Raw genomic sequence first — 25,320 nt, 5'->3', positions numbered from 1 at the left:
GGCGCGGCTCCCGGGATAGCGAAAAATCACTGAAAATTCCTGCTCTTCACCTTCAGCGTATCGATATGAAGATCAGGCGTGAACATATCCCGCGGGACGACCGGCCTCGGCCGATCGCGAGAGTCCGGCCCACCGCCCCCATGGGCAAACTCATCGCCTCGCCCCGTTGGCAGCCTGAATTCGACATCCCGATCGGCCAGGCCAACGAGATCGCCTGACAGATCGAATAGTTGCTGCGCGACGAGGTGCACGACCTCCCCTTCCCGCTGAATCCGCCCATTGATTGCCATCATCGAGGATCCGAGCACAACGCTCCTGCGCTTCTCGAACAGTGACGGCCAGACGACGATGTTGGCAGGGCCTGTTTCGTCCTCGATGGTGATGAACATGACACCCTTGGCCGACCCGGGCTTCTGGCGCACCAGCACCAAACCTGCAGTATAAACCCATCGCCCATCCCGAGCATTCATCGCCTCCGCACAAGGGATGATGTTGCGTGCCGACAGGTCCCTGCGCAGGAACGCAACCGGATGCTGCCGTAGCGTCAAGCCCGTATGGCTGTAATCTTCGATGACGTTGTGCCCGTCCGTCATCTGCCGAAGGGCGACCTCCGGCTCCTGCTGCTCAGCAATTGCCGCCATCTCGCGCTCAGTCGCGGCGGCAAACAACGGCAATGGCTCATCACGCAGCGCCTTGATGGCCCAGAGCGCGTCGCGCCTCTCGAGTTTGAGCGATGGCAGAAAGGCATCGGCCTCTGCCAGCTGGACAAGGGCCTCCGTCGGCACGCTGGACCGGCGCCACATGTCATCGACGGATAAGAAAGGACTATTCATGCGTGCCGTCACGATCCGCGCTGCGTCAGCGACAGCCAGTCCCTTTACCTGCCGAAATCCAAGCCGGACAGCATGCCGATTGGTGCTGCCGATCTTTTCCAGCGTGCAGTCCCAGCGCGAGCGGTTGACGCACACGGGTCGCACTTCGACGCCATGCTTGATCGCATCACCGACGATCTGGGCTGGAGCATAAAAACCCATCGGCTGACTGTTCAAAAGCGCCGCGCAAAAGACATCCGGATAATGGCATTTGATGTAGTTCGATGCATAGGCGATCAGCGCAAAAGATGCCGCGTGACTTTCCGGAAAACCGTAGCTGCCGAAACCTTCGAGCTGAGAAAAGGTCTTTTCGGCGAACTCCGCCGAATAACCGTTCTTGACCATGCCGGAGACGAGTTTTTCCTTGAAGCGGGAGACCCCGCCGGTGAACTTGAAGGTGGCCATCGACTTGCGCAGCTGGTCGGCCTCGCCACCGGTAAAACCGGCGCAGACCATGGCGACCCGCATGGCGCTCTCCTGAAACAGCGGCACGCCCAGCGTCTTGCCGAGCACGGCCTCAAGCTCGGGTGTGGGATACTCTACCGGCTCCTTGCCTTCGCGGCGGCGAAGATAGGGATGCACCATGTCGCCCTGGATAGGACCGGGCCGGACGATCGCCACCTGCACAACCAGATCGTAGAAGGTGCGGGGTTTCAGGCGCGGCAACATCGCCATCTGCGCGCGGCTTTCGATCTGGAAGGTCCCGAGCGTATCGGCTTTTCGGATCATTGCGTAGGTGGCTGCGTCTTCCTGCTGGATCGTAGACAGATCGAGATCCTCGCCCTTATCCTCACGGATGAGATGAAACGCCTTTGCCATGCAGGTGAGCATGCCGAGTGCGAGCACATCTACCTTCATGAACTTCAGCGCCTCGACGTCATCCTTGTCCCATTCGATGATCTGGCGGTCCTTCATCGTTGCCGGCTCGATCGGCACGAGATCGTCCAGCCGGTCATGGGTGAGGACAAATCCTCCTGGATGCTGGCCAAGGTGGCGTGGCGCACCCATCAGCTGCTGCGCCAGTTTCAGGGTGAGCGCTAAGCGCCGGTCGTCGGGGTTGAGGTTGAGTTCCCGGATATTTCGGTCGGGCACTTCCTCCGACCAGGACCACATGCCTGATGATAGCGCCTTGATCACGTCTTCCGGCAGGCCGAGCGCCTTGCCGACATCGCGGATCGCTCCCTTGGCACGATACCGCGTAACGGTGGCGCAGAGGGCTGCCTTGTCATGTCGGTAGGTCTTGTAGATCCATTGGATGACCTCCTCGCGCCGCTCATGCTCGAAGTCGACATCGATATCCGGCGGTTCGTCGCGTTCCTGGCTGACGAAGCGCTCGAAGAGAAGGTCGTTGGTCGAGGGATCGATAGAGGTAATGCCGAGAATATAGCAGACGGCGCTGTTGGCCGCCGATCCCCTGCCCTGGCAGAGAATGCTCTGGCTTCTTGCAAAGCGCACGATCGAAAACACCGTCAGAAAATACGGCGCATATTTCATGGTGCGGATGAGATCGAGCTCATGCCGTACGGTTTTCAAGACGTCGGGCGGCAGCCCTTCCGGATAGCGGTCAGGCGCGCATTCCCAGACATAATGCTCAAGCGAGGCTTGGGCATCCTTGCCCGGCACAATGGCTTCCTCCGGGTACTGGTAGGTCAGCTCCTCGAGAGAAAACGTGCAGCGCCGCACGATCTCCATGGTTCGCGCCAGGGCCTCCGGATAACGTGGAAATAGGCGAGCCATTTCTTCCGGAGGCTTCAGATATCGGTCGGCATGACGCTCTCGCTCGAAGCCGACGTCATCGATCGTGGTATTGTGCCTGATGCAGGTAACGATGTCCTGCAACTGCCGCCGACCCGGCTCATGAAACAGCACGTCATTGGTGACGACGGTTTTGACCCTGAACCGTGCCGCCATGTTGGAAATCTCATGGAGCCGCATCTGGTCGTTGGGTCGCCGGCGCAGGCACAGCGATACATAGGCTCGATCACCAAAAACGTGCGCCAACTTGCGAAGCTGCGCGGCGCATGTGGCGTCCGGCAGATCCGGCACCAGAATGCCGATCATGCCTTCCGAGTAAGCCATGACATCGTCCCAGTGCAGAATGCAGTTGTTCTTGCCGCCGCGCGACTTGCCAAGCGTGATGAGCCGGGTCAGCCGCGAATATGCCGGACGATCCATCGGATAGACCAGCAACGACATACCGTCGGCGAGGTCGAGGCGACAGCCAACGACAAGGCGGAGACCTGTCGCGCGGGATGCTTCAAGGGCGCGGACGATGCCTGCGAGCGAATTGCGATCGACGACGCCGATCGCACTGATCCCAAGGAGTTTTGCAGTATCAAATAACTCCTGCGCCGACGAGGCACCACGCAGAAACGAAAAATGTGTCGTGACCTGGAGCTCGGCATAGCTCATGCGAATATCCCGTGGCAGAACCAGCGGTGTGACCCGGTTTCCGGATTAATACCGTCGCCGGAGCGGAACACCCAAAGACGCTCACCGGATTCGTCCTCGATGACGAAATAGTCGCGCACGGCGTCCATTTCGGCATCTCGCTGCCACCATTCCCCGAAAATGCGTTCCGGGCCGTCGGCACATTTGACCTTGCGGCGTTTGCCACGCCAGACGATGGAGACTGGGGGCCGGTCCGGCATCAGCGCGATCGCCTCGATCAACTCAGGTCTCGGTAAGAGACGAACGGGGCGGCGCCAATGGCTGACCCAGGCAACGGCGATCGGTTCGGCGACGGGGCTGATGCGCTGGACAGAGCGTTCCGGCACATCGGATGCGACCGGTGCGACGCGATAGACCCTCTGCCCCCGGTTTCCATAGAGGTCGATTAGCGGCGTGACATCGGTGACGTCATCCTCGACCAGAGCAGAGGCTTTCTGAGCCTCCTCGAGAGGCTCGGCTATCACGGCGAGCAGGATCAGCTTTTCGATCCCGAAGCCCGGCTCGATCTTTTCCGTCCGGTCCCGAAACAGTTTTGTCAGCCAGGCGACATCTCGGGCGGGCCTGGCGGTTCCGGCGCGGATGGCCTGTCTCGTGCCATCGACCTTCTCGACGATCAGGTCGGCACGGCGAATGCCAAGCCCGCGCTTCTGGAGTTCGTCAACGAGTTGGACGACCAGACGGCCAACATATTTATTGATTGTTTCCGCAGCCCCGATCGGTTCGGCAAAGGCCTTGGAGACTTCAACCAGCTCTGCGGTCCGGATCGGTTCGATCGGCTCGGCGACACGACAGAGCATCTGGTCGAGACGGCGGCCGACCTCCGGACCGAAGCGCAATGTCAGCGGGGCCGGCGGGGTGTTGGCAAGCTCGCCGATTGTCTGGAAACCGAGAATGCGCAGATCAGAGACGATCTTTGACGGCAGGCGCAGAAGCGAAATCGGCAGTTTTTTGACGGCATGGGCCGTCTCGCCCGGAGGAACGACAATCGTTTCGCAATTGATTGCGCGGGCGCAAGCATGGGCAGCACCCCAGCTGTCGGCAACCGCCACGCGCGCCGTCAGTTTTCGGGCAAGAAACTGGTTGGCGATCTTTGTCACCATCGGCAGTTCACCACCCTGCAGATGATCGGCGCCTTCCGTATCCATGACGATACCATCAATCCCGTCGACGGCGACGATCGGCGAATAGATCGTCAGCGCCCAGAGCGTGATGCGCTCGAGCGCGGCTTGATCGGCTTGCGAATCTGCGTCAACCAGCATCAGGCCGCGAAACAGCGACTGCGCCTTTGCCGCCGCCATGCCGGCATGCACGCCCGCCTTTCTGGCAGCCGGATCGGCGGCAGACACCCATCGCTTCGAACCGCTTCTCGCGATCACGGCGATTGGCTGTTCAGGCGGAATAGACGGATCGGCCCGACGAATGCGATCCGTCGGCAGATCCGGAAGATAGATCGAGACGACCCTTGTCATCGCACGCCCTCACGAGAAACTCAGCACACTCACCCGCTTTCACGCGCATCAATTCCAGAAACCATTGAGGCCTGCCCACCCCCGGTACCGGCAACTCCTCTGACGGCATCACGCTGACACGCCACCGCGTGGTCGAGGCCGTCGGCTGCCCAAAGTCATTGGCCTCCGTCTGTCGCCGCCATCGGCGGACCGCGAGCGCCATGGTTCCGGTTCGCTCGGCTGCAAGCTGCAGGCGGCGGGAACTGACCATAGGCAGGCGAACAAGTTCACCGACGACGGCACCAAGTCCGCCGAAGGAAAGGCCCTCCTCCATATTGGCCAGCACATCCTCTTCCTTGTCGGATTCAACAAAGATGACGCGGTCGGGATGCAGACCCACATGGGCAAGAGCTGGAAAAAAAAGATCCGGCCGCGTCAGACACCAGATGACGGGGCCTTTTGTTCTTGCGGCAATGCCGGCAACACAAAGGGCGGCCGCCGCACCATCGACAGTACCGGAGCCACCGCCTGCAAACTCGTGCAGCGCGCCATAGGCGAGGCCCCCGCCGGGCAAGGCCGCATCGATCTCGGAAACGCCAAAAGAAAGTGTTCCGGCCCGCTTCGCGGATACCCCTTCCATCGACGCGATGCGGTCTCGCAAGTCGCAAATCACCCTGTGACGGGCAGCAGTCATCGTTCACGGCTCCCTTCAAGGTCGTGTTCAAAGGATCGACATTATGTCGTACGGGCTATATGTTCATTGTTTGTTCTCGTAATGCAAAAGAGTCAAGCACCACATGGTTGAGGAATATTATCCCAGTATTAGCAAAGTCGAAGATTCGAAAAGGATTCAAGGAGGTAAGGGGAAACAGAAATTTTTGCAGCCCTGGCGTCCGTCGGGTTCAAAACGGTGGATAGCGGGGATAGATGAACGGCGTCACAATCTTCTTAAGGTTTTCGTGCTGAACTCGTTTGCATGACGAAGCCACCGAGATCAAAGCCGCTCCTTCGTGATACCGAAGCTCCGCTACGGTCAAAGCCGCGTCGGAAGCGCAATCCCGCACAGCCACAGCTGCTGTTTGATCCGATGCCCGATCGCGTCGAGCCGGCGCTCGCCCAATTGAAGGCGCACCCTCCACAAGGCGACCAATGGAGCTGGGAGCTGAAATGGGATGGCTATCGCCTCGCTATCCATATCGAGCCGACAGGGGTCCGCATCCTCACGCGTGGTGGCCATGACTGGACGCACCGGTTTCCGGCGATCGAGCAGGCTGCCCGGGCGCTTGGTCCGGCAACGATGATCATTGATGGCGAGGCGGTTGTGCTTGACGATGAAGGGCGGCCGGATTTCGGGCTGCTGCAGAAATCGTTGGGTGCGTCTGGAAAGACGGCTGGCAACCGAGCTTCGGACGCCATCCTCTACGCGTTCGATCTTATTTATCTCGACGGCCATGACCTGCGCAACGTGGAGTACCGTTCGCGCCGGCATCTTCTCGAGGATACGCTGAACGGGCACGACGGCGCGATCCGCCTTTCGGAAACCATTGACGCCGATCCCGCGATCCTGCTGGAACACGTTGGCAGCCTTGGCCTCGAGGGCATCGTCGGCAAGCAATTGGATCAACCCTATCGCTCCGGCCGGACCGGCGACTGGGTCAAGATCAAGTGCGTTAAGAGCGAAGCCTTCATGGTTGTTGGCTACGAGCCATCGACGGCATCTCCCGACGGCTTCGGCTCTCTGGTGCTTGCTGCCTATCGCGGTGACGAGCTCGTTCATGTCGGGAACGTCGGGACGGGCTTCAGGCAAGCCGAGATGAACAGGCTGCGCAAGATGATCGACAGGCTGCGCTGGAAACGGAAACAGCCGCCTGTTCCATATGCCGAAAAGGCAGACATCGTTTGGGTCGAGCCGACTTTGATTGCCGAGATCGAGTTTCGGGCCTGGACGGCGGACGGCAAGCTACGCCATGCTTCCTACAAGGGATTGCGGGAACGACAAGACAATGCCGACGTTTACAGGCTCCAGTAGCGAAGTAGGCGCGATGCCGTGAACACACCGCATCTGCTTTAAGCGGAGGGCTTTCCAGCATGTGCAACCTTTATCGGATGGAAGACAAGGACTGGGTCTCGAAATGGGCCCAGGACGCCGAAAGCCTGATCAACCTAATGCCAGCCTATCAGATGAACCCGGACCAAATGGGGCCGATCGTGCGCAACACGGCGGAAGGCAAGAAGCAGCTTGTGCATGCGCGATGGGGATTACCGTCCCCTCGCTTCGCCTTGGAGAAAGCGGCCAAAGCCAAGGCCGAGAAGCTCGCGGCCAAGGGCAAGCCATTTGATCTCGAGGAGCTGATCCGCATGGAGGCCGACCGCGGCACGACAAACGTGCGTAAGCTCAATTTCCCGCATTGGACGCGATGGTTCGACGTCGAACACAGATGCCTTGTCCCAGTCACCAGCTTTGCCGAACCCGATCCGGCGAGCAGAGAGGAAGGCGGCAATGTGCCCAATGCCTGGTTTGCCCGCGATGACGAGAAATCCCTGATGTTTTTTGCCGGCATCCATGTGCCGCAATGGAAGAGCGTCCGGAAGGTTCGGGACGGACTCACGATCGACGACCTCTATGGTTTTCTGACCACGGATCCCAACGATCTCGTGAAACCGATCCATGAGAAAGCCATGCCGGTTCTGTTGCTGACGAAGGAGGACACGGACATCTGGATGCGGGCGCCGTGGGACGAGGCAAAACATCTTGTCCGCCCGCTTCAGAACGATGCGTTGATTATTTCGTCGCGAGAACCGTACGGGTCCACCGTCGTGTCGAAATCGGGCGAACCGGTTGGCCAAGACTGATTTGTGTCGTGTCTGACCGTGAGTGCGTTCACGGTGCGATTCCGCCAGCAACGGTCAATATCGTCCCGGTAATAAATCTGGCCATTGGTGACGCGAGCCAGATCGCCGCATCTGCGATGTCTTCCGGCTCGGCTATGCGCCCCAACGGGGTGGCACGCGCAACTTTCCCGGGTCGATCTGGGTTGCCCTCACGCGCGTGGATATCTGTCGCCGTCGTGCCTACGCGGATCGCGTTCACGCGAACTCCAACGGAACCAAGCTCCTTGCCGGCACCGATCGTCAGTGTTTCCACCGCGCCTTTGGAAGCCGCATAATGCACATATTCCCCTGGACTACCAAGCGTCGCCGCGAGGGACGACATGTTGACAATCGAGCCACCCGCACCACCACGATCGGACGCCATCCGCTCTATCGCTTCCTGGAGGCAATAAATCGTGCCAAAAAGGTTGGTCGCGAAAGTGGCTTGCAGGGCACCCTCGGTCAAACTTTCGAGCGTGGACGTTCCTCCGATGATCCCGGCATTATTAACAAGGCAGTCGATCGGGCCGAGTAATTCATCGCAAGTGCGGAAGAGATTTTTTACCGCGTTGCGATCCGAGACATCAGCGCCAACAGCGATTGCCTTCGCGCCTTCGGCCTCGCAACGCTCGGCCGTCGCAGATGCGCCTTCAGCGTCGGAGTGATAGTTCACACACACATCGTATCCTGCCCGCGCAAACGCAATTGCAGTTGCTGCACCTATCCCTTTGCTGGCACCTGTTACAAGGACGATAGATCGAGACGGCATTTGCGAAGAACTCTCTTAAATAGCTGCTAGCTAGACAGGTCGTGGAGATCGGTAGTGATCGCCGCACCGACTGAAAACTCCGAAAACCGGACATCCAGTCCGCCACGCTCAGGCGTACATGCAGTCAACCCAACGAAATAATGGGGAACTTTAGGAAACGGAGCAAGCCGCAGCAACGGCCATATGCTCCCATTGGAGGATGCCTGAATACGCATCGTGCCTTCCTTCAATGTGATCCGGATATAGAAATCTTCAAGTTCCTTGAAGGGCTGGGACACTGACCAGTCGGATTTTCCATCGGTGATGACTGTGCTGAGAAACCGTTCGCCATCTGTAAACTCAACGCCTGACTTCACCCATCGATTTTCATCAATGCGCACCATAAGACCGGCCTGATCGTAGAGAGACCGGAATTCGCCTTGGACACGGACACTCGCTGTGAAACCATCCACGACCGTTACGCCTAGGAAATGGCCACTGTCGCGCGTGAAGCCGTAATGCGTTTCACGCCAGAAGTCAGTGTTTGCTTCGGTGGTTAAAGAGAGACCCGTCTCGGTGGCTTCCCACACTACAGGTTTATTCAGCCACTCGGCTTCTTTGAGATTAACGTCCACGGCACTGTCTCCGGAATTGCCCTTGCATCACTGCTGGTGGGGCTATTGCCCGACTCAACGGATACCCGTGATCATAAACTCGGTAAAGTGAGTGTTGGCCTGCTGCCAGTTTCGTGGACACCAAGTTAAGGTGCTTCCAACGAAACTGGAGTGCATAAATGCAATGAAGCAAGTCCAGCCGCGAGTACAAGCTTGAGGCAGTGAAGTTCGTTAGGGAGCGTGAGGCCACACCGTCACCGAAGCGCTCGGCAAAAATCTTTCGATGGCAGTTGGTAGCACTATAGACAAAGCGCCTGACGGTCAGATGCAATTCGATCCGTCGAGCCATACACGGCAGATCACCGATCACCGGAGGGAAACGGTCCCGCAGTGGGGACATATGGAGTCCGTTGACCCGGCGGACGCAGTGACAACGATCGCGTCGGTGGCATCATGCACCGATTCAACGTTCAAACCGGCCGGGATCAGGTCGGAAGTCGAAACTGGGCTCGCATGGCGCTGATTCTCCTTCGAAAATCACACCAATTGAATCCGAAACATCATCGAGAATGAGTCAGTGCCCAAAAAGATCCCGCGGCCATAGTCGCGACGCGCTGCGTGAAGGACAATGTATTGCGAAGATTGCCAGACATGTTCGTCACCCCTCTGGCATAAACTATGCCACGCAAACGATTTCCGATTGCGTGGCATAGTCCTTGATTGGCGGCGGGGATATCCCCCGCCGATGCTCATGTCGTTGACCGATCGCCGATCAAAACTCCTGCCAGTCGTCCTTTGACGTATCGACAGCAGCGTTACCGGAGAATGCGGATGCAAGCTTGCGGCCAAGCGCGCGTACGGGGGATGCCACATATCTGTCGTTGCCGCCGGCATTGCGAACCGGAGCGGGCTGGCTCTTCTGCTGATAGGCGGTATCGGCGAGCTTGAACTGCGCGAGAAGCTGGTTGAGCGAAGCTACCTCCTTGGCCAGATTGTGGCTGGCGGCGTTGGTCTCTTCCACCATCGCCGCATTTTTCTGCGTGTCCTGGTCCATCTGGTTGACCGCGGTATTGATCTGCTGGAGGCCGGAGGATTGCTCCTGCGCGGATTCCACGATGGAGACGACGTGCCGGTTGATTTCCTGCACTTCCGATACGATCGTCGCCAGTGCCTTGCCGGTGTCGCCCACCAGCTGAACACCCTGCTGCACCTGATCGTTCGAGGTGGTGATCAGCGCCTTGATTTCCTTGGCCGCATTGGCGGAGCGTTGCGCCAGTTCGCGCACTTCCTGCGCGACGACGGCAAAGCCCTTGCCCGCCTCACCCGCACGCGCAGCTTCCACGCCGGCATTGAGCGCCAGAAGGTTGGTCTGGAAGGCGATTTCGTCGATCACGCCGATGATGTTGCTGATCTCGTTGGCGGATTTGGAGATCTGCTCCATGGCGACCACCGCGCGGCGTACCACTTCGCCGGATTGTTCGGCACCTGCCTTGGCGCGGCTGACGATCAGGCCGGCCTCCTGCGCTCGCTTGGTGGAATCCTTCACTGTCGTGGTGATCTCTTCCAGAGCGGCAGCGGTTTCTTCCACGGCTGCGGCCTGCTGTTCGGTACGCTTGGCCAGATCGTCGGCGGCCGATTTGATCTCGTTTGCGCCCGCGCCGATGCCACCGGCATTCTGCGCAACCCGGGTCAATGCCGATTGCAGCTTTTCGGCGGACATGTTGAAGTCGTTACGAACGCCGTCGAGTGTCGCCGTGAACGGCTGGCCGATGCGGTAGGACACATCGCCATCCGAAAGCTTCGAAAGACCGGTTGCAAGATTGTCGACGGCAAATTTGACGTCGGCAGCTTCCTTGGCCTTCTGCTGCTCGCGCGCGATGCGTTCCTTTTCCGAAAGGCTGCGATTGGCTTCGGTTTCCTGTTCGAGACGAATGCGCTCGATCGCACTCTCGCGGAACACCTGAACGGCAACCGCCATCTGGCCGACTTCATCCTTGCGGTCCATGCCATCGATCTCGGCTGCCGTATCGCCGCCTGCCAGCGACACCATGCGCTCCCGCAGCCGGGCAATCGGCGTTGTGATGCCACGTGAGGCCACGAAAAGTGCGAGAATGATGCCGGTTGCAAAGCTGATGCCAACCACAACAAGCGAGGTCAGGATCGTGGAATTCGTCTGATCCGTCAGATCGTCGCTGCCTGTTGCAACACCCTTGGCAAGCTTGTCCAGCAAAGAGCCTATTTCGTTTCCGGCCGCGCGAATTTGCCCATCAGCCTTCAGGAGTTCCGCCGCGGACTCCTGATTACGATTAGCGGAGCCAAGCTCGACGGCCTTATCAGTGGTTGCGATGATGCTCTGAGATTGTTTGAGCAGTTCGTCGATTGTGGCCGTCTCTTCCGGGAATATGGCCTTGACGTTGTTCAATCGCGAGATCAGTTCGCCTTTGTCGGTATTATACTCGCCTTTGGCGATGGCGAAATCCGGTATGGAGGTGTCGTATGCCATTACCTGATAAGCACCGTAAGCCACCGCCTGAAGATTGCGGTTGGCGCGAGAAAGCTCGACAAGCGCGGCATTATCGCCGGCAATGAACTCTGAATACAGCGTGTCCGCGTTTTTGTAACGGGCGGACATATATACTGTTGCACCCAGACCGATGATGCAGAGCGGTAAAATGAGCGACAGAATTTTGGTGCGGATACTGGCATTCTGGAGAAATGACACGGATAACCTCAGGGCATGAATACCGCTCCTTCCCCGTGCCGGAGGTGTTCGGCAAGACTGACATTGCACGTCGCGTAACCTCGATCATCAAGGCTTCGGTAGCCGCATCATCGGCTCTGATCGCAACTGCATCATGCATGCGCCGAAAAACGCCGGCCTGCCCCCTTCAAATACGGGCAGGTCACCATTCCGCGGGCGAAACGACAGCCCCGCCAACAGGCGGAAACGCCGGGCCGCATTTCGCAAAACACGGACTAGAACCAATTGTTCCACGGCCGTGCTTCGCTGGTTTTCTTGCGATTAGTTATAGTTAAATACTTTACAATTTCTTCATGCCCAAACGGGCGCAGGAGATACCAATATCTGAAAGATCAGCGTGCGATTAGCCATCCCACCCCGGATAAGCCCGACCTGTGGGATGGTGATGCAGGCCACATTCACATATGGGCAGCGCAAGGCTTAAAGAAACCTGCGAACAAGGGCTGTACGGCGGTTACGAGTGTACGCTTCGATGAAGCTGCAGGCCCGCTCGTTTCAAACTGTCCAGCGAATGCTGCGCCATCGCGTGTCGTCAAGGACGTCGCCGCTGAATGCATCAACTCTTTGAAATCGTCCAGGCCCACGTCATCGGCGCGCATGACTGAACGGATCAGTGGATCTGCGAAAATCTCGGCGAGCGTCATCTCGTCTATCGTCTGTCTCATCTCAGTCTCCTTTCGATAATTCCTAAGCTGTGAAAGCGGGCGATTGCTTGACGGGCTCGCGCCAAGGTGTTACCGGTAAGTAACTTTTGTGATAGTTACCGATCGGTAACACGCATGTCAACACCGCTTGAGGGTAAAAATTAAACTCATGAAATCCGAGACATCTGATCGTGCTTCTGAGCAGAAAATCGCACCTCGTGACCGGATTGTGTCAACGGCCTGCCAACTGTTTCGTGAACATGGGATACGCGGCATCGGTGTTGATGCCATTGCCGAAGCCGCCTCAACCAACAAGATGACCTTATACCGACATTTTGGTTCCAAGGACGATCTTGTGTGTGAAGCGCTCAAGCACAGTTCTCGAACGCTCGATAAAGCCTGGGAAGATCTCGAAAAAGAGAACCCGGGCGACCCGAGGGCTCAGCTCACGGCATGGGTTAAAGCGCGCGCACAATGTCTTTCCAGCGAACCCTATGGATGCGATTTGGCCAATGCTGCGGTAGAGTTGAAAGAGCAAGGGCACCCTGCACATGCGATAATAGAAACATTGAAGATGGAACAGCATTCCCGGCTTGCCGATCTTTGTCGTTCGACAGGTGTAAGCGATCCTGAACTTTTGGCTGATACGCTATCCATGCTGTTAGAGGGAGCACGCGTCAGCAAACTTGCCGTCGGCAAAGAAGGTCCGTCGATGCGGTTTACGCGTGCGTGTGAAGCGGCGATGGTCTCGTTTGGTCTAGGTGCACAGGCTTCTGCCTGATCCTGGTGGTGCAAGAAGGAAGTGCTACTGAAGGCAGTGTCACGTTAACAGGGCGTCGAATAAGGCTACATGACCAGACTTGCCCGTGATCCTCTTTATCGTCGCCACCGATTTCCACCTGACGTGATTGCCCATACCGTTTAGCTCTATGTCCGGTTTCCGCTCAGTCTGCGAATGGCCGAGGATGTGCTGGCAGCTCGTGGGGTCATCGTCTCTCGTCAGACCGTGAGACTTTGGGCTGAGAAATTCGACAGGCACTTTGCCAATGAAATCCGGAAGCGATCGATCGGCAAGCTCGGCGACAAATGGCTGTTGGTTATCGCACGAATATGATCCATTCTTCCATTTCGAAAAGATCCACTCTCACTTCGGAAAGAAGTTTTCGGTCAATACCATAGAAGCAATGTGTTGTTACAATGCCAAATGAAAAACTGGCTTAAACCCAGCTGAAAACCGACAGGCCGGGGTCAATCGCGGAGACCTTCTTCAACGTGAAGGCGTCTATGGCGCTCAGACTTACGGGGACAGTAACATCCTCGGCCTTGAGGTCGCTGGGAGAAGTGACAGCCGTCGGAAACGAAGTAACCGGCCTTGCCGTCGGCGACCGTGTCATGGGGATTGTCGGCGGCGGGATGGCGGCTACCATTCCGACCAGAATGTCCTTCATCGAGGCGGCCGCAGTCATGGAGAGCTTCGTCACGGGCTGGGAGGCTCTTGCACATCTCGGACGAACCGAAAAAAAGCGAGACCGTTCTCATTCATGCTGCTGCAGGCGGCATCGGATCGGCGGCAGTCCAGCCCGCCAAAGCGGCTGGAGCAACCTAGCTAGCCACCGCTTTGGCGGGCAACATCGGGAACGTGCTTTCGCAGGGCGCCGAAGCTGTGTTCGATTATCAGCGGTCGGACTTCGAGGCGGAGGTCGTCGATGCGACGGCATCCTGTGGGGTCGATCTGATCATCGACTTTGTCAGCGGGTCCTACCTCGTCCGCAACATTCGTAGTCTTGCTCCTGGTGGTCGGCTTGTCCAAGTGGGCCTGTTGGGGCGAGATAAGAACGCCATCATTCCGCTCGGAACTGTCCTTCACAATCACTTACAATTGCTGGGCACGGCCATGAAATCCAGATCTCGCTCAGAAATGAGAGCTATGATCCGCCGGTTCAGGGACGATGTGCTGCCAATGATGGGCAAAGAACTTCAGCCCGTTGTCGGGGCACTGTATCCACTCTCAGCTACATCGGATGCCGATCGCCGGATGGAAGCCGGCGGAGTGTTCGGCAAGATCGTTCTTGACGATTTTCATGGGTGATGCCGGATACGCGGGGAGCTCTTGGACTGAGTGGAACTCGCGAATTGCATCGCGATAAGCCAAAAGATTGACCGCCGGTGAGTTTTGCCCAGCAGACTTTTGCACGAGGAAAGATGCCGGAGTGGTGGAGAGGGCCGCTGTGAACGGCCCTACCCCTGGAGCGCTGAATTTATAGCACCCAGCCTCCGTCGATTGTCAGGCTCGATCCTGTCATGAAAGACGTGTCGGGACCCGTTAGATAGGCCACCATTCCCGCAATTTCCTTGGGGTCGGCAACGCGCTTCAAGGGGCTGCGGTCAGACAACATCTCAATGGCGCCGGCGTTCATGTCAGTGTCCGTTGGACCAGGTTGGATGTTGTTGACGGTGATGCGCCGCGGAGCCAGATCAAGGGCCAAGCCTTTCACCATCGCTGCGACCGCAGCCTTGGAGAATTGGTAGACGCTTGCTCCCGCCATTCCAGTCCGTTCCGCCGTGTTCGACCCGATCGTTATGACGCGGCCGCCATCCTTCATGTGCGGCACTGCGGACTGGATGGACAAGAAAACGCCGCGGATGTTGATGTCGATCATTAGATCGAGCTCTTCGAGAGTGACAGCATCCACCCTGTTGAGCCGCAAAATCCCTGCATTGACGACGACGGCGTCGATTGGCCCGAAGATGTCGACAGTCTTTGCCACCGCGCCACGAACGGCGGCAGCATCTGCGCTATTGGCCTGGATGGCCACCGCGCGGCGCCCACTCTTCTCGATCTCGTTCACGAGCGCCTTTGCGCTGTCCGGTCGCGAAACATATGTGAAGGCGACATCGTAGCCGTCTTTTGAAAGTCTTTCGACCGCAGCGGCGCCGATACCACGGGCACCTCCAAATACGAGGGCGGTCTTTCGTTCTTCGATTGTCATGGGATTCTCCTTTTATTGACAGATCAGTCCATAATTGAGCAAATGAAAAGCCTCCTTGTTGCGGAGGCCGCGTTATGGTTTTAGACGCTGTGTTGCAAATCGTGCCATCGCCTTCAGATCGAGAGCTTTTGCGCCGCCACGCGCAGCCACCTGCAGGCCGGTCATCGTCATCTGAATGAACGCGGTAGTTTCTTCAGCGTCGAGAGCGGGATTGATTTCCCCCGAACGCTGGCCCTCCAACACTCTCTCCAATATGCGTCGACCTAACGCCGCACTGGCAGAGTTGCGGCGCGAATTAAGGTCCGGGTCTGTCACGCCAAACTCGCCGACTGATCCAACCCCCATGCATCCCAGCGCCCGCTCGCAATCGTCTTCCGACACAAGACCGGAAAGCAGGTCTTCGATGCCTTTTATAGGCGATGTCGGGCCGCTCAACCTCATGACATGCCCAGTGTTTGTCCGCTGCTGATAGGTATCCAGCGCTTCCAGATAAAGAGTACGTTTGTCGCCAAAGGCGCCGTAGAGGCTTTGTCTGCCGATGCCCATCGCCACACGCAGATCATCGGTAGAGGTCGCGGCAAATCCCTTTGCCCAGAACACCCTCAGGGCTTTCTCCAACGCTGCGTCGCGGTCAAATTCTCTCGGTCTTGCCATGCGGACGACGTACCAATTATTGATTGATCAGTCAATAATTAAATTCCCACCTTGCGGCGGAAATATTCCGGGGCAAGTGCAACATGTTCGGGCGTCGATGAGAGTGCGAGCTTCCTGACTGTGGCAAGCCCCGGCCGCCGGAGCGCGGTTTTCTGTCATATTCCGAATTTTGAACGGTCTATGTGATCCCGGATTGACATCGAAGTTAATCGTGGATATTTTATATCCACGATTAGGAGATGCACCATGAAACTGAGCGAAGGCGTCGAGCAGGCCATTCACTGCACGGCATTCCTGGCGGGGCTGTCCGAAGACGGCGTCCTGTCGGCGGCAGCACTGGCAGAACTCCACGGCGTATCGACGAGCTACCTCCTCAAGCATCTGCAGGCGCTTTCCGGCGCCGGGATCGTCGCAACGACGCCGGGTCCGAAGGGTGGATATCGGCTGGCCAAGGCGCCAAAGGACATCACGATGCTCGACATCGTCCTCGCGGTCGAAGGACCAGCGCCCGCCTTCCGGTGCGCCGAGATCCGCCAGCGCGGGCCGAATCCACTTCCGGCGCGCTACTTCACTAAGCCCTGCCAAATCAACGCCGCGATGCTGAAAGCCGAGAAGGCCTATCGCGCAGAACTCGCCAAGGTGTCCGTCGCGGACCTTCTGGCGGACCTTGGTGCAGCCGACGACGGTGGTATCGCCGCCCGGGGATGCGCCTTCCTTGAACTCCACGAACGCAAGACGGGCAATCGCGCCTCGTCATAGGAGAAAGCACCATGACCAAGATGAAGAAGGTCGTCGTCATCGGCGGCACGGGCCTGATCGGCTCGAAGGCAGTGAAGCTGCTACAGGACGCCGGCCACGAAGCCGTCGTCGCAAGCTCCCGCAACGGGATTAATGCCTACACGGGCGAAGGACTGGCCGAGGCGCTTGCGGGCGCCGACGCCGTCATCGACGTGTCGAACATGATGTCTTTCGATAAGGCCGTCATAACCGACTTCTTCGACAAGTCGAGCCGAAACCTGACACGTGCCGAACAAGCCGCGGGCGTGCGCCATCACGTCGTCCTCTCGATCGTCAACGCGGACCGCCTCGCCGCGAACCCATACATGGCCGGCAAACTCGCCCAAGAAGACGCCGTCGCAGCATCGGGCCAGGCCTACACCATTGTGCGCGCGACACAGTTCCACGAATTCACGGAGACACTGGTGGGCGCCTACTCGGCCGACGGCGCGGTGAAAGTGCCGGATATCGACTTCCAGCCGATCGCGGCCGACGACGTCGCCGCTGCTTTGGTGGAAGCCGCGCTCGGGGAGCCGAAGAACGCATCCGTCGATCTTGCCGGGCCCGAACGGGCACCGTTCGAATCCTTCATCCGGACCTATCTCGATGCCAAGAGCGACGCTCGTCCGGTCAACGCCGACGCCGCCGTCGACTACTTCGGCGCTTCCGTTGTCGCCGGCTCGCTGGTTCCCGGCGGAGACTACATCAAGGGTGCGATCACGATCGCCGAGTGGCTCAGAACATAGGAGGGAAACAATCATGAAGACCATCCTCCATGCCGCTTCAGCCCTTGCGGTCTCTCTGGCCACAGCTTCCGCTCATGACGTCGCCAAGCCTGGACTTGCATATGATACGAAGGACGCGAAGGTGACGCTGGTTTACGAGCATCCCCTCCCGGACGTTCCCCGAAAGAGCGTGAAGGGCGTCCTCGTCGAGTACGGCCCCGGCGGCTACAGTTCCGCTCACACGCATGCAAAATCCGCCTTGATCTATGCGACGGTTCTCGAAGGCGCCATCTTAAGCGCCGTGAACGGTGGCGAGACGAAGACCTTCATCGCCGGGCAGAACTTCACCGAGCTGCCGGGCGACCGCCACGACGTCAGCGCCAACGCCAGCAAGACCGAGCCGGCGAAGCTGCTTGCCGTCTTCGTCGTCGATACCGATGACACCGCCCTGACGACACCGCGAAAGCCGTAGCGCTACCTACCAGACCTACCCCCTCACCTAGCACACGCAACGACGGTTTCTCCGGCGAACGGAGAACCGTGTCCACGAGAAAGGAAAACAACATGTCCCGCATGAACTGGTCCGAAGTCGCCCCCGAGGGTGCCAAGGCGCTCTTCGGCGTGCATCACTACGTCACCAAGAAAACGAACCTGCCTGAGGAGCTGATTCATCTCGTCTTCCTGCGCGTGTCGCAGATCAACGGCTGCGCCCATTGCATCGACATGCATAGTCGCGATCTGCGCAAGACGATGTCCGTCGATAAGATCACGCTTGTTCCTGTCTGGGATGAGGTGCCTCACCTGTTTAGCGACCAGGAACGAGCAGCACTGGCCTGGGCTGAAGAAGTCACGAATGTCAGCCAGACCCAAGCATCGGACGAGGCCTATGCCGCCGCAGCCGCAGCTTTCGAACCGAAGGACCTCGTCGATCTGACGATCACGATCGCTGCGATGAACGCGTTCAATCGTCTCGGGGCGCCATTCCGGCTTCCGGTTGCAGCCAAGGCGTGATCGCGCGAGCAGTGCAACCGCATAGGCACCTCCCTGCCGGGCCGTCGAGGTCCGACAGGGTGTTTCGACCTGCAGATGCGACCATCCCGGTCGCCATCTCCCAGACACGGAAGGCATTATCCGGATCGAACACTTCAGAGTGTTTATGAAGGTGAGCCGCTGTTTTACTCCTGCGTGAAACCGACTGACCACGATGTAGCAGGCCTTCGACTGACCGAAGGCCTCGCCTGACAACACCGCAAATCACTCGTGTGCCGATATGCGCTCAGCCTCGACGATCACCTACTGACAAGCCCGTTAAATGCTCAGAAAGCAGCCAGAGCCGTTCAGCAGCCTGTGGATCCATGGCCCAAGGCGCCACACCTCTGGTCCCATCCGTCTCCGCCTGCGGCAGGGCGACTTCGCAATCTTCGCAGTAGACGCCACCAATACCGTTGAGTTCGGGTCGCGTTGCTGCCCAGACGCTTGTTGCTGCCCCTTGTTCCGGCGTCTTGAGATCGCGCGATGGATCGACTCGACGATTGCCATTCTCGTCGTAGACATCAAAAGAGTTGATCTCGTCTTCGGTAAGATGGCGGGCGAGATCGGTCAGGATGATGCCCGGGTGCAAGGAAAATGACCGTACGCCACACCCTGCTCCAAGCCGATCAAGTTCAAGCGCAAACAGAGCATTTGCCGTCTTCGCCTGGCCATAGGCCTGCCACTTGTCATAAGGGCGAGCCTTGAAATCAATGTCGTCGAAATCGACTGGACCGATTTGATGGCCACGCGAAGATACCGAGACCACCCGCGCGCCGTTTGCCTTGACAAGGGCTGGCCACAGGCCTGCAACCAATCGGAAATGGCCGAGATGGTTGGTGGCAAACTGGCTCTCGTGCCCAGCCTCATCACGGGCAAGCGGCGTTGCCATGATGCCAGCGCTGTTGACCAGGATTGAGATCGGCATGCCCGTCGCAACGATCTTGCCAGCAAAGGCGGCAACCGATGCGGGATCCGCAAGATCCATCGCTTCGATAACAACATTGTCGATACCGGCAAGTGTGCGTCCGGCCTTTTCGCGATTGCGGGCCGGTACGATGACATGAGCACCGGCACCAGCGAGCGCCCGCGTCGTCTCGACGCCGAGACCGGAATAGCCGCCGGTGACAATCGCCGTCTTGCCGGAAAGATCGATGCCCTCGGTAACCTCGCGCGCCGTGCTGGATGCGCTGAAACGAGATCCAATAGGTTTCTGTTCGGACATGTTGTTACTCCTTCATTTGTGGCTCTGGTGTCCGTCCCCTATATCGGGTAGCTTCTCGGAGTCCCCAGCCTGCAGGATCCGGATTTCTGTCGTGATCGTCCAAAACATCCAGGATCCCCTGTCCGACGTGCTCAGCGCCATCGATGCGCGTGCGCTGTTCTCCGTGCGTTTTGCAGCCGGAGGCGCGTGGTCTGTTGCTTTTCCACCACCGGGCTACCTCAAGTTCAATGCAGTCCGTGAAGGCGTTGCCTGGCTGATCTCGGAGGGAGAGGCACCGTTGCGCATTGAAGCCGGCGATTGTCTTGTGGTCAGCGGCAAGGCGTTTACGCTTTGCAGCGATCCCAACGTGACGCCGATAGCAGCGGCAGAGGTATTCGCTGGGGGTAATCTCGATGTCTCAGTGGGCGATGGTCGGGATTTCGTGCTCCTAGGCGGCAGCGTCAACCTCGATACCGTCGATGGCTCACTCCTCACCGACGCCCTGCCGCCTGTTGTAGTGATTGACCACGAAGAGGCCGGACCGATTGGCTGGCTGCTCGAACAGTTGGACCTGGAGTGGAACAGCGCAGCACCGGGTGCTCGCGTCGCCTGCAACGACCTGCTGCGTCTGGTGTTTATCCATGTCCTGCGTGCCTATATGGCGCGCCAGACATCACAGCATCCCGGCTGGCTCGCCGGCCTTGCGGATGCTCGTCTGGCGCCGGCACTGCGGGCCATCCACGCCGATCCATCGCGCCGCTGGACGGTAGAAGCACTGGCGTCTCTTGCCGGCCAGTCCCGCTCCGGATTTGCCGAAAGATTTCGTGCCACCGTCGGAGCACCGCCGATCGACTATCTCGCGAACTGGAGGATGCGGCTTGCCGCCGCCCGGCTGCGGCGTGGCAACGAGCCACTGCCACGGATTGCACAGTCGCTCGGCTATGGATCCGACAGCGCTTTTGCCGCCAGCTTCCGCCGCGCCATCGGCCAATCGCCGGCGCGTTACCGTTCCCTTTATCGCGACAAGATGCAGAGTGAGGTTGTCAAGTCGTGACTGCTGGTTTGCCACTAGCCGGTCTGGTGCGCAGGCAGATGCAGCGTTGCAGCAAGTCCTCATTGTTTGCGACCGCTTTCAATTTGGACATACTCCGCATCATACGCCTTGACAGGAATCAAACCCAGAACCGGCAAACCGAAGAACCTATCACGCTGATTCTACCGCAAAAACACTCTCTATGATCGTCAAAGCTATCGGTCGTTTAAAGAACCGCAGACGTGGAGAGCTTCCCATGAGGCTGCTTAAACGGATCGGCTTTCGTTTGGATCGAGCCATTCACGCTGCTCATTGTTAGTGCTTTGACGGCCAACTGTTCAACTTTTTACCCTTATTTATCCCAGGCCCGAGGACCGGCGGTGCTAGTCCTTTTTCCAGAGGCGCTGATGTGGATCGGCACCCAATTTGGAAAAGGAAAGCATCATGAAAAAGCATCTGCTCGCCACTGTCGCACTTCTCATGGCCATCTCTCCCGTTGCGGCTGAAGCCCGCTGCGTGCCGAACACCCCAGTCATCGCCGCGAAAGCCGCTCCCGTCATTCAGTACAAAAACACGACGATAGATGGCGTAAAAGTCTTTTATCGTGAAGCCGGCCCCAAAGACGCACCGGTGCTACTGCTTCTGCACGGATTTCCGACCTCGTCCCATATGTTCCGCAACCTCATTCCGCTGCTTGCAGACCGCTACCGCGTGATCGCGCCTGACTATCCCGGCTACGGTCAGAGTGATGCGCCCGACCACACCAAATTTTCCTACACATTCGAGAACCTGACCAACGTCGTCGACAAGCTGACGGAAAAAGTCGGCGCCGATCGCTACAGCATGTATGTGATGGATTACGGCGCACCGATCGGATACCGGCTCGCGCTCAAACATCCCGAGCGGGTTGAAACCCTGATCGTGCAGAATGGCAACGCCTATACCGAAGGCCTTGCCGCGTTCTGGGATCCGATCAAGGCCTATTGGGCCGAGAAGACGCCGGAACGCCGAGAAGCGCTCGCCGGTCTGGTTACGCTCGAAACCACGAAATTCCAGTATACCGACGGAATGGGCGATGTCTCACATATCAGCCCCGACAACTGGGTCGTCGATCAGGCCTTGCTCGACCGGCCGGGCAACAAGGACATCCAGCTGGATCTCCTGGGCGACTACGGCAGCAATGTACCGCTTTACCCGCAATTCCAGGCCTTCTTCCGCGACAACCAACCGCCAACGCTGATCGTCTGGGGCAAGAACGACAAGATCTTTCCGGAACCTGGCGCGCACCCCTATCTTCGCGATCTCCCGAATGCCGAGATGCACATTCTCGATAGCGGCCATTTCGCCCTCGAAGACAAGCTCGATGTGATGGCGCCGCTCATCCGGGATTTCCTCGACCGCAAGGTTTGCAACTGATCGATAGCCAATCCGTTCCGCGGGGCCAGCGGCCCCGCAACTTCCCCCATCAAAGGAAAAGATCATGACCAATCCCGTTTCGGGCACCCAGACAGCTGGTGCGCCGTCCCTCTCGATCGTCCTCGTGCACGGCGCATTTGTCGATGGCTCCGGATGGCAACAGGTCCATGGCGAACTTGTCGACCACGGCTTTGAAGTGCTCGTCGCTCAACACCCGACGACCTCGCTTGAAGGCGACGTTGCCGTGACCGAACGCCTGATTGCCGCAGCTCGCCACCCGGTTCTCCTGGTGGGCCACAGCTACGGTGGAGCCGTCATCACCGAGGCTGGCGTCAACCCGAAAGTCCAGGCTTTGGCCTACATCGCGGCTTTCGTGCCGGATGCGGGCGAATCCGTCGCGGCTCTGAACGAAGCTCCGGAAGAGCCCGGCGAAACGAAGGCACCGTTGCTGCCGCCGCAGGACGGCTACCTCGTTGTCGATCCTGCCAGCTTTCCGGAAGCATTTGCCGCCGATGTCGACATCACGACCACGCGCTTCATGGCGGCGGCACAGTTGCCCTGGGGCCTTGCAGCGGTCATAGCACCCCTTACCCACGCAGCTTGGAAGACCAAACCCAGCTTCTATCTCGTCGCTTCCGCCGACAGGATGGTGCCGCCTAGCGCGCAGCGCCGGATGGCCAAGCGTGCGAGTGCCGCGATCACCGAGATCAACAGCAGTCACGCCGCGATGCTGTCGCACCCGCAGGACGTCGCGGCGTTCATCGCAGCAGCCGCCTTGGCCGCAACGCCGACCGAAGGTGCCGGACAATGACCCGGCCCGTCACCCATCACCGAACCACCAGCGTTGAAGGCGTGGAAATTTTCTACCGCGAGGCTGGAGAGAAAGGCGCCCCTGTCGTGGTGTTGCTGCACGGCTTTCCAAGCTCTTCGCACATGTACCGCAACCTCATCCCAGCGCTTGCCAACCACTATCATGTGATTGCGCCCGACCTTCCGGGGTTCGGTCTGTCGGCAATGCCGTCTTCCAGCGAATTCGAATACAGCTTTGCCACTTTCTCGGATGTCATCGCCGGTCTCCTCGAACAGCTGGGCGCCGAACGCTACGCGCTCTATGTCATGGATTATGGCGCGCCAACCGGGTTTCGTCTGGCGCTCGCGCATCCGGATCGGGTGACCGCCCTGATCGTCCAGAACGGCAACGCCTATGAAGACGGCATGGGGGATTTCTGGGGGGGGACGCGGGCTTACTGGGCCGACAACGGCCCGGTAAACCGCGACGCGCTGCGGCCTTTTCTATCGCTTGACGGCACACGTTTCCAATATCTCACTGGCACAAAAGATGAGACGCGGATCGATCCGGCGGCATGGTTATACGATCAGCTCTTCCTCGACCGCCCGGGCAGCACGGACATCCAGCTGGACATCATCTACGACTATAGGACCAATGTCGGGCTCTACCCCGACTTCCACGCCTATTTCCGCGCCCATCAGCCGCCGGCCCTGATCCTGTGGGGCGAAAATGATCCCATCTTCCTGCCGGAAGGCGCACGCGCCTTCCTCCGCGACCTGCCCGAAGCCGAGCTTCATTTTTTTGATACGGGACATTTCGCCCTGGAGGACAAGGCGGACGAGATGATCCCGGTCATGCACGACTTCCTCGCCCGAAACCTGATCCGTTAATTGGAACCCAAGAAAAGGAAAATGACCATGTATAACAGCAAATCCAAGCCGAGCGTCCTTCCCACCGGCGGCGGCGCAGCCCTCATCGATCCCTCCGACGCGCTGATCCTGCTTCTCGACCACCAGTCGGGGCTGTTCCAGACGGTCAAGGACATATCCGTGTCTGATCTGCGCCGGAATGTGGAGATGATCGCCAGGCTCGCCACTCTCCTGAACATCCCGGTGATCACCACTGCTTCGGAACCTGCCGGCACCAATGGTCCACTGATGCCCGAGATCCATGAATTGGCGCCGCACGCCGACTATGTGCCGCGCAAGGGAGAAGTAAACGCCTGGGACAATGACGATTTCGTCGCAACCGTTCGCGCAACCGGCCGCAAAACTCTCATCATGGCCGGCGTCTGGACCAGTGTCTGTGTGATGTTTCCGGCGCTCGATGCCCGCGCTGCTGGCTACGATGTCTATGCGGTGCTTGATGCCTCGGGGGATCCGAGCGAAATGGCCTCGCGGATTTCACTTGCCCGCTTCGTGCAGGGCGGCGTCAAGCCGACATCGACCAATGCATTGCTGTCTGAGCTTCACCGCACCTGGGCGCGTCCCGAGGCTGCCGAGCTTGGCAAGCTCTACGGACTTGCCGCACCGAACTATGCCGCCGTGGCCGAGAGCTATGCCCGCGCGCAGCAGGCCGCTAGAGAGGCAATCTAGTACTTTGTGCATCCGACGCCCTGCGAACAGAGCACACTTTAGGGAGATATGATATGAGTTACGGTTTCATGGATATCGCGATCACGCCTTCAGTTCGCAGGGCTCAAGCGGAAATGGGAGCGGATCATTTCTGGTCCGACTTCAAGGGACACCGCGAATTCGACCGGTTCACGGCACAGGAGACTGCATTCATCGCACAACGCGACAGCTTCTACATGGCCTCCGTTTCGGAAACAGGCTGGCCTTACGTTCAGCATAGAGGCGGGCCTGCCGGCTTTCTCAAGGTCCTCGACGATCGCACCCTCGCCTTCGTCGATTACCGCGGCAATCGCCAATATATCACCACCGGCAATCTGACAGAAAACGACCGGACATGCCTGTTCCTGATCGACTACCCCGCGCGCACCCGGCTGAAGATCTATGCCCGTGCCGAGAAGCTGGCCCTTGACGCCGATCCGGTACTTACCGAGGCCATCACCGATGGTGCTTATGGAGCCAAGGCTGAACGCATTTTCAGGTTGAAGCTCGAGGCGTTCGACTGGAACTGTCCGCAGCATATCGTGCCGCGTTACACCGAAGCCGAATTTTTGGCCGCCTCGCGACATCTTCTGGACAAGGTCGCTCAGCTTGAGCAGGAAAATGCGTCACTGCGGGAGCGCCTCGACTTGCGACGAAAAGACTAAGCACAAACCCAGGGT

At 58.7% G+C, this 25,320-nt stretch carries 25 protein-coding genes and 1 pseudogene; 15 read left to right on the top strand and 11 right to left on the bottom strand.

What is annotated here, in order from left to right:
• Positions 1-26 precede the first annotated feature (26 nt).
• From ACZ5A6_RS25445 to ACZ5A6_RS25435, 3 genes are read right to left on the bottom strand one after another with little or no spacing between them, the layout of a single operon-like run.
• A complete protein-coding gene (locus ACZ5A6_RS25445; protein WP_111791076.1) occupies positions 27-3,284 on the bottom strand; it encodes an error-prone DNA polymerase in 3,258 nt (1,085 codons plus the stop codon).
• Positions 3,281-4,792 carry a Y-family DNA polymerase gene (locus ACZ5A6_RS25440; RefSeq protein WP_464111439.1) on the bottom strand — a complete coding sequence of 504 codons (1,512 nt, stop codon included), beginning with the start codon at positions 4,790-4,792 and terminating at the stop codon, positions 3,281-3,283. The genes ACZ5A6_RS25445 and ACZ5A6_RS25440 overlap by 4 nt, the downstream gene beginning before the upstream one ends.
• Positions 4,713-5,465 (bottom strand): ImuA family protein, encoded by a 753-nt coding sequence (locus tag ACZ5A6_RS25435; protein ID WP_112402690.1) that lies wholly within the window; start codon positions 5,463-5,465, stop codon positions 4,713-4,715. The genes ACZ5A6_RS25440 and ACZ5A6_RS25435 overlap by 80 nt, the downstream gene beginning before the upstream one ends.
• Before the next feature lie 282 nt (positions 5,466-5,747).
• Between ACZ5A6_RS25435 and ligD the strand changes: the two genes are divergently transcribed.
• Both ligD and ACZ5A6_RS25425 read left to right on the top strand, forming a co-directional pair.
• Positions 5,748-6,800 carry a non-homologous end-joining DNA ligase gene (ligD, locus tag ACZ5A6_RS25430; RefSeq protein ID WP_111791075.1) on the top strand — a complete coding sequence of 351 codons (1,053 nt, stop codon included), beginning with the start codon at positions 5,748-5,750 and terminating at the stop codon, positions 6,798-6,800.
• Positions 6,801-6,859: 59 nt separating this feature from the next.
• Positions 6,860-7,624, top strand: coding sequence for an SOS response-associated peptidase family protein (locus ACZ5A6_RS25425; protein WP_111791074.1), 765 nt, complete (start codon positions 6,860-6,862; stop codon positions 7,622-7,624).
• A 28-nt stretch (positions 7,625-7,652) separates the two neighbouring features.
• Here the strand turns inward: ACZ5A6_RS25425 and ACZ5A6_RS25420 are convergent, their stop codons facing one another.
• The 4 genes from ACZ5A6_RS25420 to ACZ5A6_RS25405 form a co-directional block, all read right to left on the bottom strand.
• Entirely contained in the window at positions 7,653-8,411 is a 759-nt protein-coding gene (locus tag ACZ5A6_RS25420; protein ID WP_111791073.1) for an SDR family oxidoreductase, read from the bottom strand.
• 26 nt (positions 8,412-8,437) lie between these two features.
• A complete protein-coding gene (locus ACZ5A6_RS25415; RefSeq protein ID WP_065662706.1) occupies positions 8,438-9,025 on the bottom strand; it encodes a DUF1349 domain-containing protein in 588 nt (195 codons plus the stop codon).
• 751 nt (positions 9,026-9,776) lie between these two features.
• Positions 9,777-11,726 (bottom strand): methyl-accepting chemotaxis protein, encoded by a 1,950-nt coding sequence (locus ACZ5A6_RS25410; protein ID WP_464111438.1) that lies wholly within the window; start codon positions 11,724-11,726, stop codon positions 9,777-9,779.
• Positions 11,727-12,163: 437 nt separating this feature from the next.
• A complete protein-coding gene (locus ACZ5A6_RS25405; protein ID WP_060642264.1) occupies positions 12,164-12,430 on the bottom strand; it encodes a hypothetical protein in 267 nt (88 codons plus the stop codon).
• Positions 12,431-12,578: 148 nt separating this feature from the next.
• On the opposite strand from ACZ5A6_RS25405, the gene ACZ5A6_RS25400 reads away from it, so the two are divergent.
• Positions 12,579-13,190 (top strand): TetR/AcrR family transcriptional regulator, encoded by a 612-nt coding sequence (locus tag ACZ5A6_RS25400; RefSeq protein WP_080802590.1) that lies wholly within the window; start codon positions 12,579-12,581, stop codon positions 13,188-13,190.
• Positions 13,191-13,259: 69 nt separating this feature from the next.
• Positions 13,260-13,505, top strand: a pseudogene (locus ACZ5A6_RS25395) (IS6 family transposase); the annotation flags it as partial.
• A gap of 121 nt (positions 13,506-13,626) precedes the next feature.
• Here ACZ5A6_RS25395 and ACZ5A6_RS25390 read toward each other — a convergent pair.
• On the bottom strand, positions 13,627-13,875 hold the full coding sequence (locus ACZ5A6_RS25390) for a hypothetical protein (protein ID WP_111790966.1): 249 nt from the start codon (positions 13,873-13,875) through the stop codon (positions 13,627-13,629).
• Between the two features lie 152 nt (positions 13,876-14,027).
• Here ACZ5A6_RS25390 and ACZ5A6_RS25385 point away from each other — a divergent pair, with 152 nt between their 5' ends.
• The gene (locus ACZ5A6_RS25385; protein ID WP_233283734.1) at positions 14,028-14,498 is read left to right on the top strand and encodes a zinc-binding dehydrogenase; all 471 of its coding nucleotides are present in this window, start codon (positions 14,028-14,030) and stop codon (positions 14,496-14,498) included.
• 169 nt (positions 14,499-14,667) lie between these two features.
• Here ACZ5A6_RS25385 and ACZ5A6_RS25380 read toward each other — a convergent pair whose 3' ends face one another.
• Entirely contained in the window at positions 14,668-15,399 is a 732-nt protein-coding gene (locus ACZ5A6_RS25380) for an SDR family NAD(P)-dependent oxidoreductase (RefSeq protein ID WP_111790967.1), read from the bottom strand.
• Positions 15,400-15,471: 72 nt separating this feature from the next.
• Entirely contained in the window at positions 15,472-16,053 is a 582-nt protein-coding gene (locus tag ACZ5A6_RS25375; RefSeq protein WP_111790968.1) for a TetR/AcrR family transcriptional regulator, read from the bottom strand.
• Between the two features lie 246 nt (positions 16,054-16,299).
• Here ACZ5A6_RS25375 and ACZ5A6_RS25370 point away from each other — a divergent pair, with 246 nt between their 5' ends.
• From ACZ5A6_RS25370 to ACZ5A6_RS25355, 4 genes are all read left to right on the top strand, one after another.
• Positions 16,300-16,812 (top strand): RrF2 family transcriptional regulator, encoded by a 513-nt coding sequence (locus ACZ5A6_RS25370; RefSeq protein WP_019565668.1) that lies wholly within the window; start codon positions 16,300-16,302, stop codon positions 16,810-16,812.
• 11 nt (positions 16,813-16,823) lie between these two features.
• Positions 16,824-17,576, top strand: coding sequence for an SDR family oxidoreductase (locus tag ACZ5A6_RS25365; protein ID WP_111799498.1), 753 nt, complete (start codon positions 16,824-16,826; stop codon positions 17,574-17,576).
• A gap of 13 nt (positions 17,577-17,589) precedes the next feature.
• Positions 17,590-18,027: a cupin domain-containing protein gene (locus ACZ5A6_RS25360; RefSeq protein ID WP_111790970.1), complete on the top strand. Its 438-nt coding sequence runs from the start codon at positions 17,590-17,592 to the stop codon at positions 18,025-18,027.
• Positions 18,028-18,119: 92 nt separating this feature from the next.
• Complete coding sequence (locus ACZ5A6_RS25355) at positions 18,120-18,566, top strand: carboxymuconolactone decarboxylase family protein (RefSeq protein WP_060642260.1); 447 nt, start codon at positions 18,120-18,122, stop codon at positions 18,564-18,566.
• A gap of 265 nt (positions 18,567-18,831) precedes the next feature.
• On the opposite strand, the gene ACZ5A6_RS25350 is transcribed toward ACZ5A6_RS25355, so the two are convergent.
• Positions 18,832-19,809 carry an oxidoreductase gene (locus ACZ5A6_RS25350; protein ID WP_111790971.1) on the bottom strand — a complete coding sequence of 326 codons (978 nt, stop codon included), beginning with the start codon at positions 19,807-19,809 and terminating at the stop codon, positions 18,832-18,834.
• A 91-nt stretch (positions 19,810-19,900) separates the two neighbouring features.
• Here ACZ5A6_RS25350 and ACZ5A6_RS25345 point away from each other — a divergent pair, with 91 nt between their 5' ends.
• The 6 genes from ACZ5A6_RS25345 to ACZ5A6_RS25320 all read left to right on the top strand — a co-directional run bounded on the left by ACZ5A6_RS25345 (position 19,901) and on the right by ACZ5A6_RS25320 (position 25,305).
• Positions 19,901-20,842 carry an AraC family transcriptional regulator gene (locus ACZ5A6_RS25345; protein ID WP_065689176.1) on the top strand — a complete coding sequence of 314 codons (942 nt, stop codon included), beginning with the start codon at positions 19,901-19,903 and terminating at the stop codon, positions 20,840-20,842.
• A 423-nt stretch (positions 20,843-21,265) separates the two neighbouring features.
• The gene (locus tag ACZ5A6_RS25340) at positions 21,266-22,237 is read left to right on the top strand and encodes an alpha/beta fold hydrolase (protein ID WP_111790972.1); all 972 of its coding nucleotides are present in this window, start codon (positions 21,266-21,268) and stop codon (positions 22,235-22,237) included.
• A gap of 64 nt (positions 22,238-22,301) precedes the next feature.
• Entirely contained in the window at positions 22,302-23,048 is a 747-nt protein-coding gene (locus tag ACZ5A6_RS25335; protein ID WP_111790973.1) for an alpha/beta fold hydrolase, read from the top strand.
• A complete protein-coding gene (locus ACZ5A6_RS25330; RefSeq protein WP_111790974.1) occupies positions 23,045-23,917 on the top strand; it encodes an alpha/beta fold hydrolase in 873 nt (290 codons plus the stop codon). The genes ACZ5A6_RS25335 and ACZ5A6_RS25330 overlap by 4 nt, the downstream gene beginning before the upstream one ends.
• 27 nt (positions 23,918-23,944) lie before the next feature.
• Complete coding sequence (locus tag ACZ5A6_RS25325) at positions 23,945-24,622, top strand: isochorismatase family protein (RefSeq protein ID WP_019565661.1); 678 nt, start codon at positions 23,945-23,947, stop codon at positions 24,620-24,622.
• A 53-nt stretch (positions 24,623-24,675) separates the two neighbouring features.
• On the top strand, positions 24,676-25,305 hold the full coding sequence (locus ACZ5A6_RS25320; protein ID WP_111790975.1) for a pyridoxamine 5'-phosphate oxidase family protein: 630 nt from the start codon (positions 24,676-24,678) through the stop codon (positions 25,303-25,305).
• Positions 25,306-25,320: the final 15 nt, after the last annotated feature.

The organism is Agrobacterium sp. 6Ca8 (assembly GCF_055382765.1).
Note: the sequence above shows the minus strand (reverse complement) of the source record. Positions and strands in the feature narration are given on the sequence as shown.

Bases quoted from the DNA above. Each gene is read 5' to 3' on its own strand.
- ACZ5A6_RS25445 (WP_111791076.1), bottom strand. From the start codon at position 3,284: ATGAGCTATGCCGAGCTCCAGGTCACGACACATTTTTCGTTTCTGCGT.
- ACZ5A6_RS25440 (WP_464111439.1), bottom strand. From the start codon at position 4,792: ATGACAAGGGTCGTCTCGATCTATCTTCCGGATCTGCCGACGGATCGC.
- ACZ5A6_RS25435 (WP_112402690.1), bottom strand. From the start codon at position 5,465: ATGACTGCTGCCCGTCACAGGGTGATTTGCGACTTGCGAGACCGCATC.
- ligD (WP_111791075.1), top strand. From the start codon at position 5,748: ATGACGAAGCCACCGAGATCAAAGCCGCTCCTTCGTGATACCGAAGCT.
- ACZ5A6_RS25425 (WP_111791074.1), top strand. From the start codon at position 6,860: ATGTGCAACCTTTATCGGATGGAAGACAAGGACTGGGTCTCGAAATGG.
- ACZ5A6_RS25420 (WP_111791073.1), bottom strand. From the start codon at position 8,411: ATGCCGTCTCGATCTATCGTCCTTGTAACAGGTGCCAGCAAAGGGATA.
- ACZ5A6_RS25405 (WP_060642264.1), bottom strand. From the start codon at position 12,430: ATGAGACAGACGATAGACGAGATGACGCTCGCCGAGATTTTCGCAGAT.
- ACZ5A6_RS25400 (WP_080802590.1), top strand. From the start codon at position 12,579: ATGAAATCCGAGACATCTGATCGTGCTTCTGAGCAGAAAATCGCACCT.
- ACZ5A6_RS25390 (WP_111790966.1), bottom strand. From the start codon at position 13,875: ATGACTGCGGCCGCCTCGATGAAGGACATTCTGGTCGGAATGGTAGCC.
- ACZ5A6_RS25380 (WP_111790967.1), bottom strand. From the start codon at position 15,399: ATGACAATCGAAGAACGAAAGACCGCCCTCGTATTTGGAGGTGCCCGT.
- ACZ5A6_RS25375 (WP_111790968.1), bottom strand. From the start codon at position 16,053: ATGGCAAGACCGAGAGAATTTGACCGCGACGCAGCGTTGGAGAAAGCC.
- ACZ5A6_RS25370 (WP_019565668.1), top strand. From the start codon at position 16,300: ATGAAACTGAGCGAAGGCGTCGAGCAGGCCATTCACTGCACGGCATTC.
- ACZ5A6_RS25365 (WP_111799498.1), top strand. From the start codon at position 16,824: ATGACCAAGATGAAGAAGGTCGTCGTCATCGGCGGCACGGGCCTGATC.
- ACZ5A6_RS25360 (WP_111790970.1), top strand. From the start codon at position 17,590: ATGAAGACCATCCTCCATGCCGCTTCAGCCCTTGCGGTCTCTCTGGCC.
- ACZ5A6_RS25355 (WP_060642260.1), top strand. From the start codon at position 18,120: ATGTCCCGCATGAACTGGTCCGAAGTCGCCCCCGAGGGTGCCAAGGCG.
- ACZ5A6_RS25350 (WP_111790971.1), bottom strand. From the start codon at position 19,809: ATGTCCGAACAGAAACCTATTGGATCTCGTTTCAGCGCATCCAGCACG.
- ACZ5A6_RS25340 (WP_111790972.1), top strand. From the start codon at position 21,266: ATGAAAAAGCATCTGCTCGCCACTGTCGCACTTCTCATGGCCATCTCT.
- ACZ5A6_RS25335 (WP_111790973.1), top strand. From the start codon at position 22,302: ATGACCAATCCCGTTTCGGGCACCCAGACAGCTGGTGCGCCGTCCCTC.
- ACZ5A6_RS25330 (WP_111790974.1), top strand. From the start codon at position 23,045: ATGACCCGGCCCGTCACCCATCACCGAACCACCAGCGTTGAAGGCGTG.
- ACZ5A6_RS25325 (WP_019565661.1), top strand. From the start codon at position 23,945: ATGTATAACAGCAAATCCAAGCCGAGCGTCCTTCCCACCGGCGGCGGC.
- ACZ5A6_RS25320 (WP_111790975.1), top strand. From the start codon at position 24,676: ATGAGTTACGGTTTCATGGATATCGCGATCACGCCTTCAGTTCGCAGG.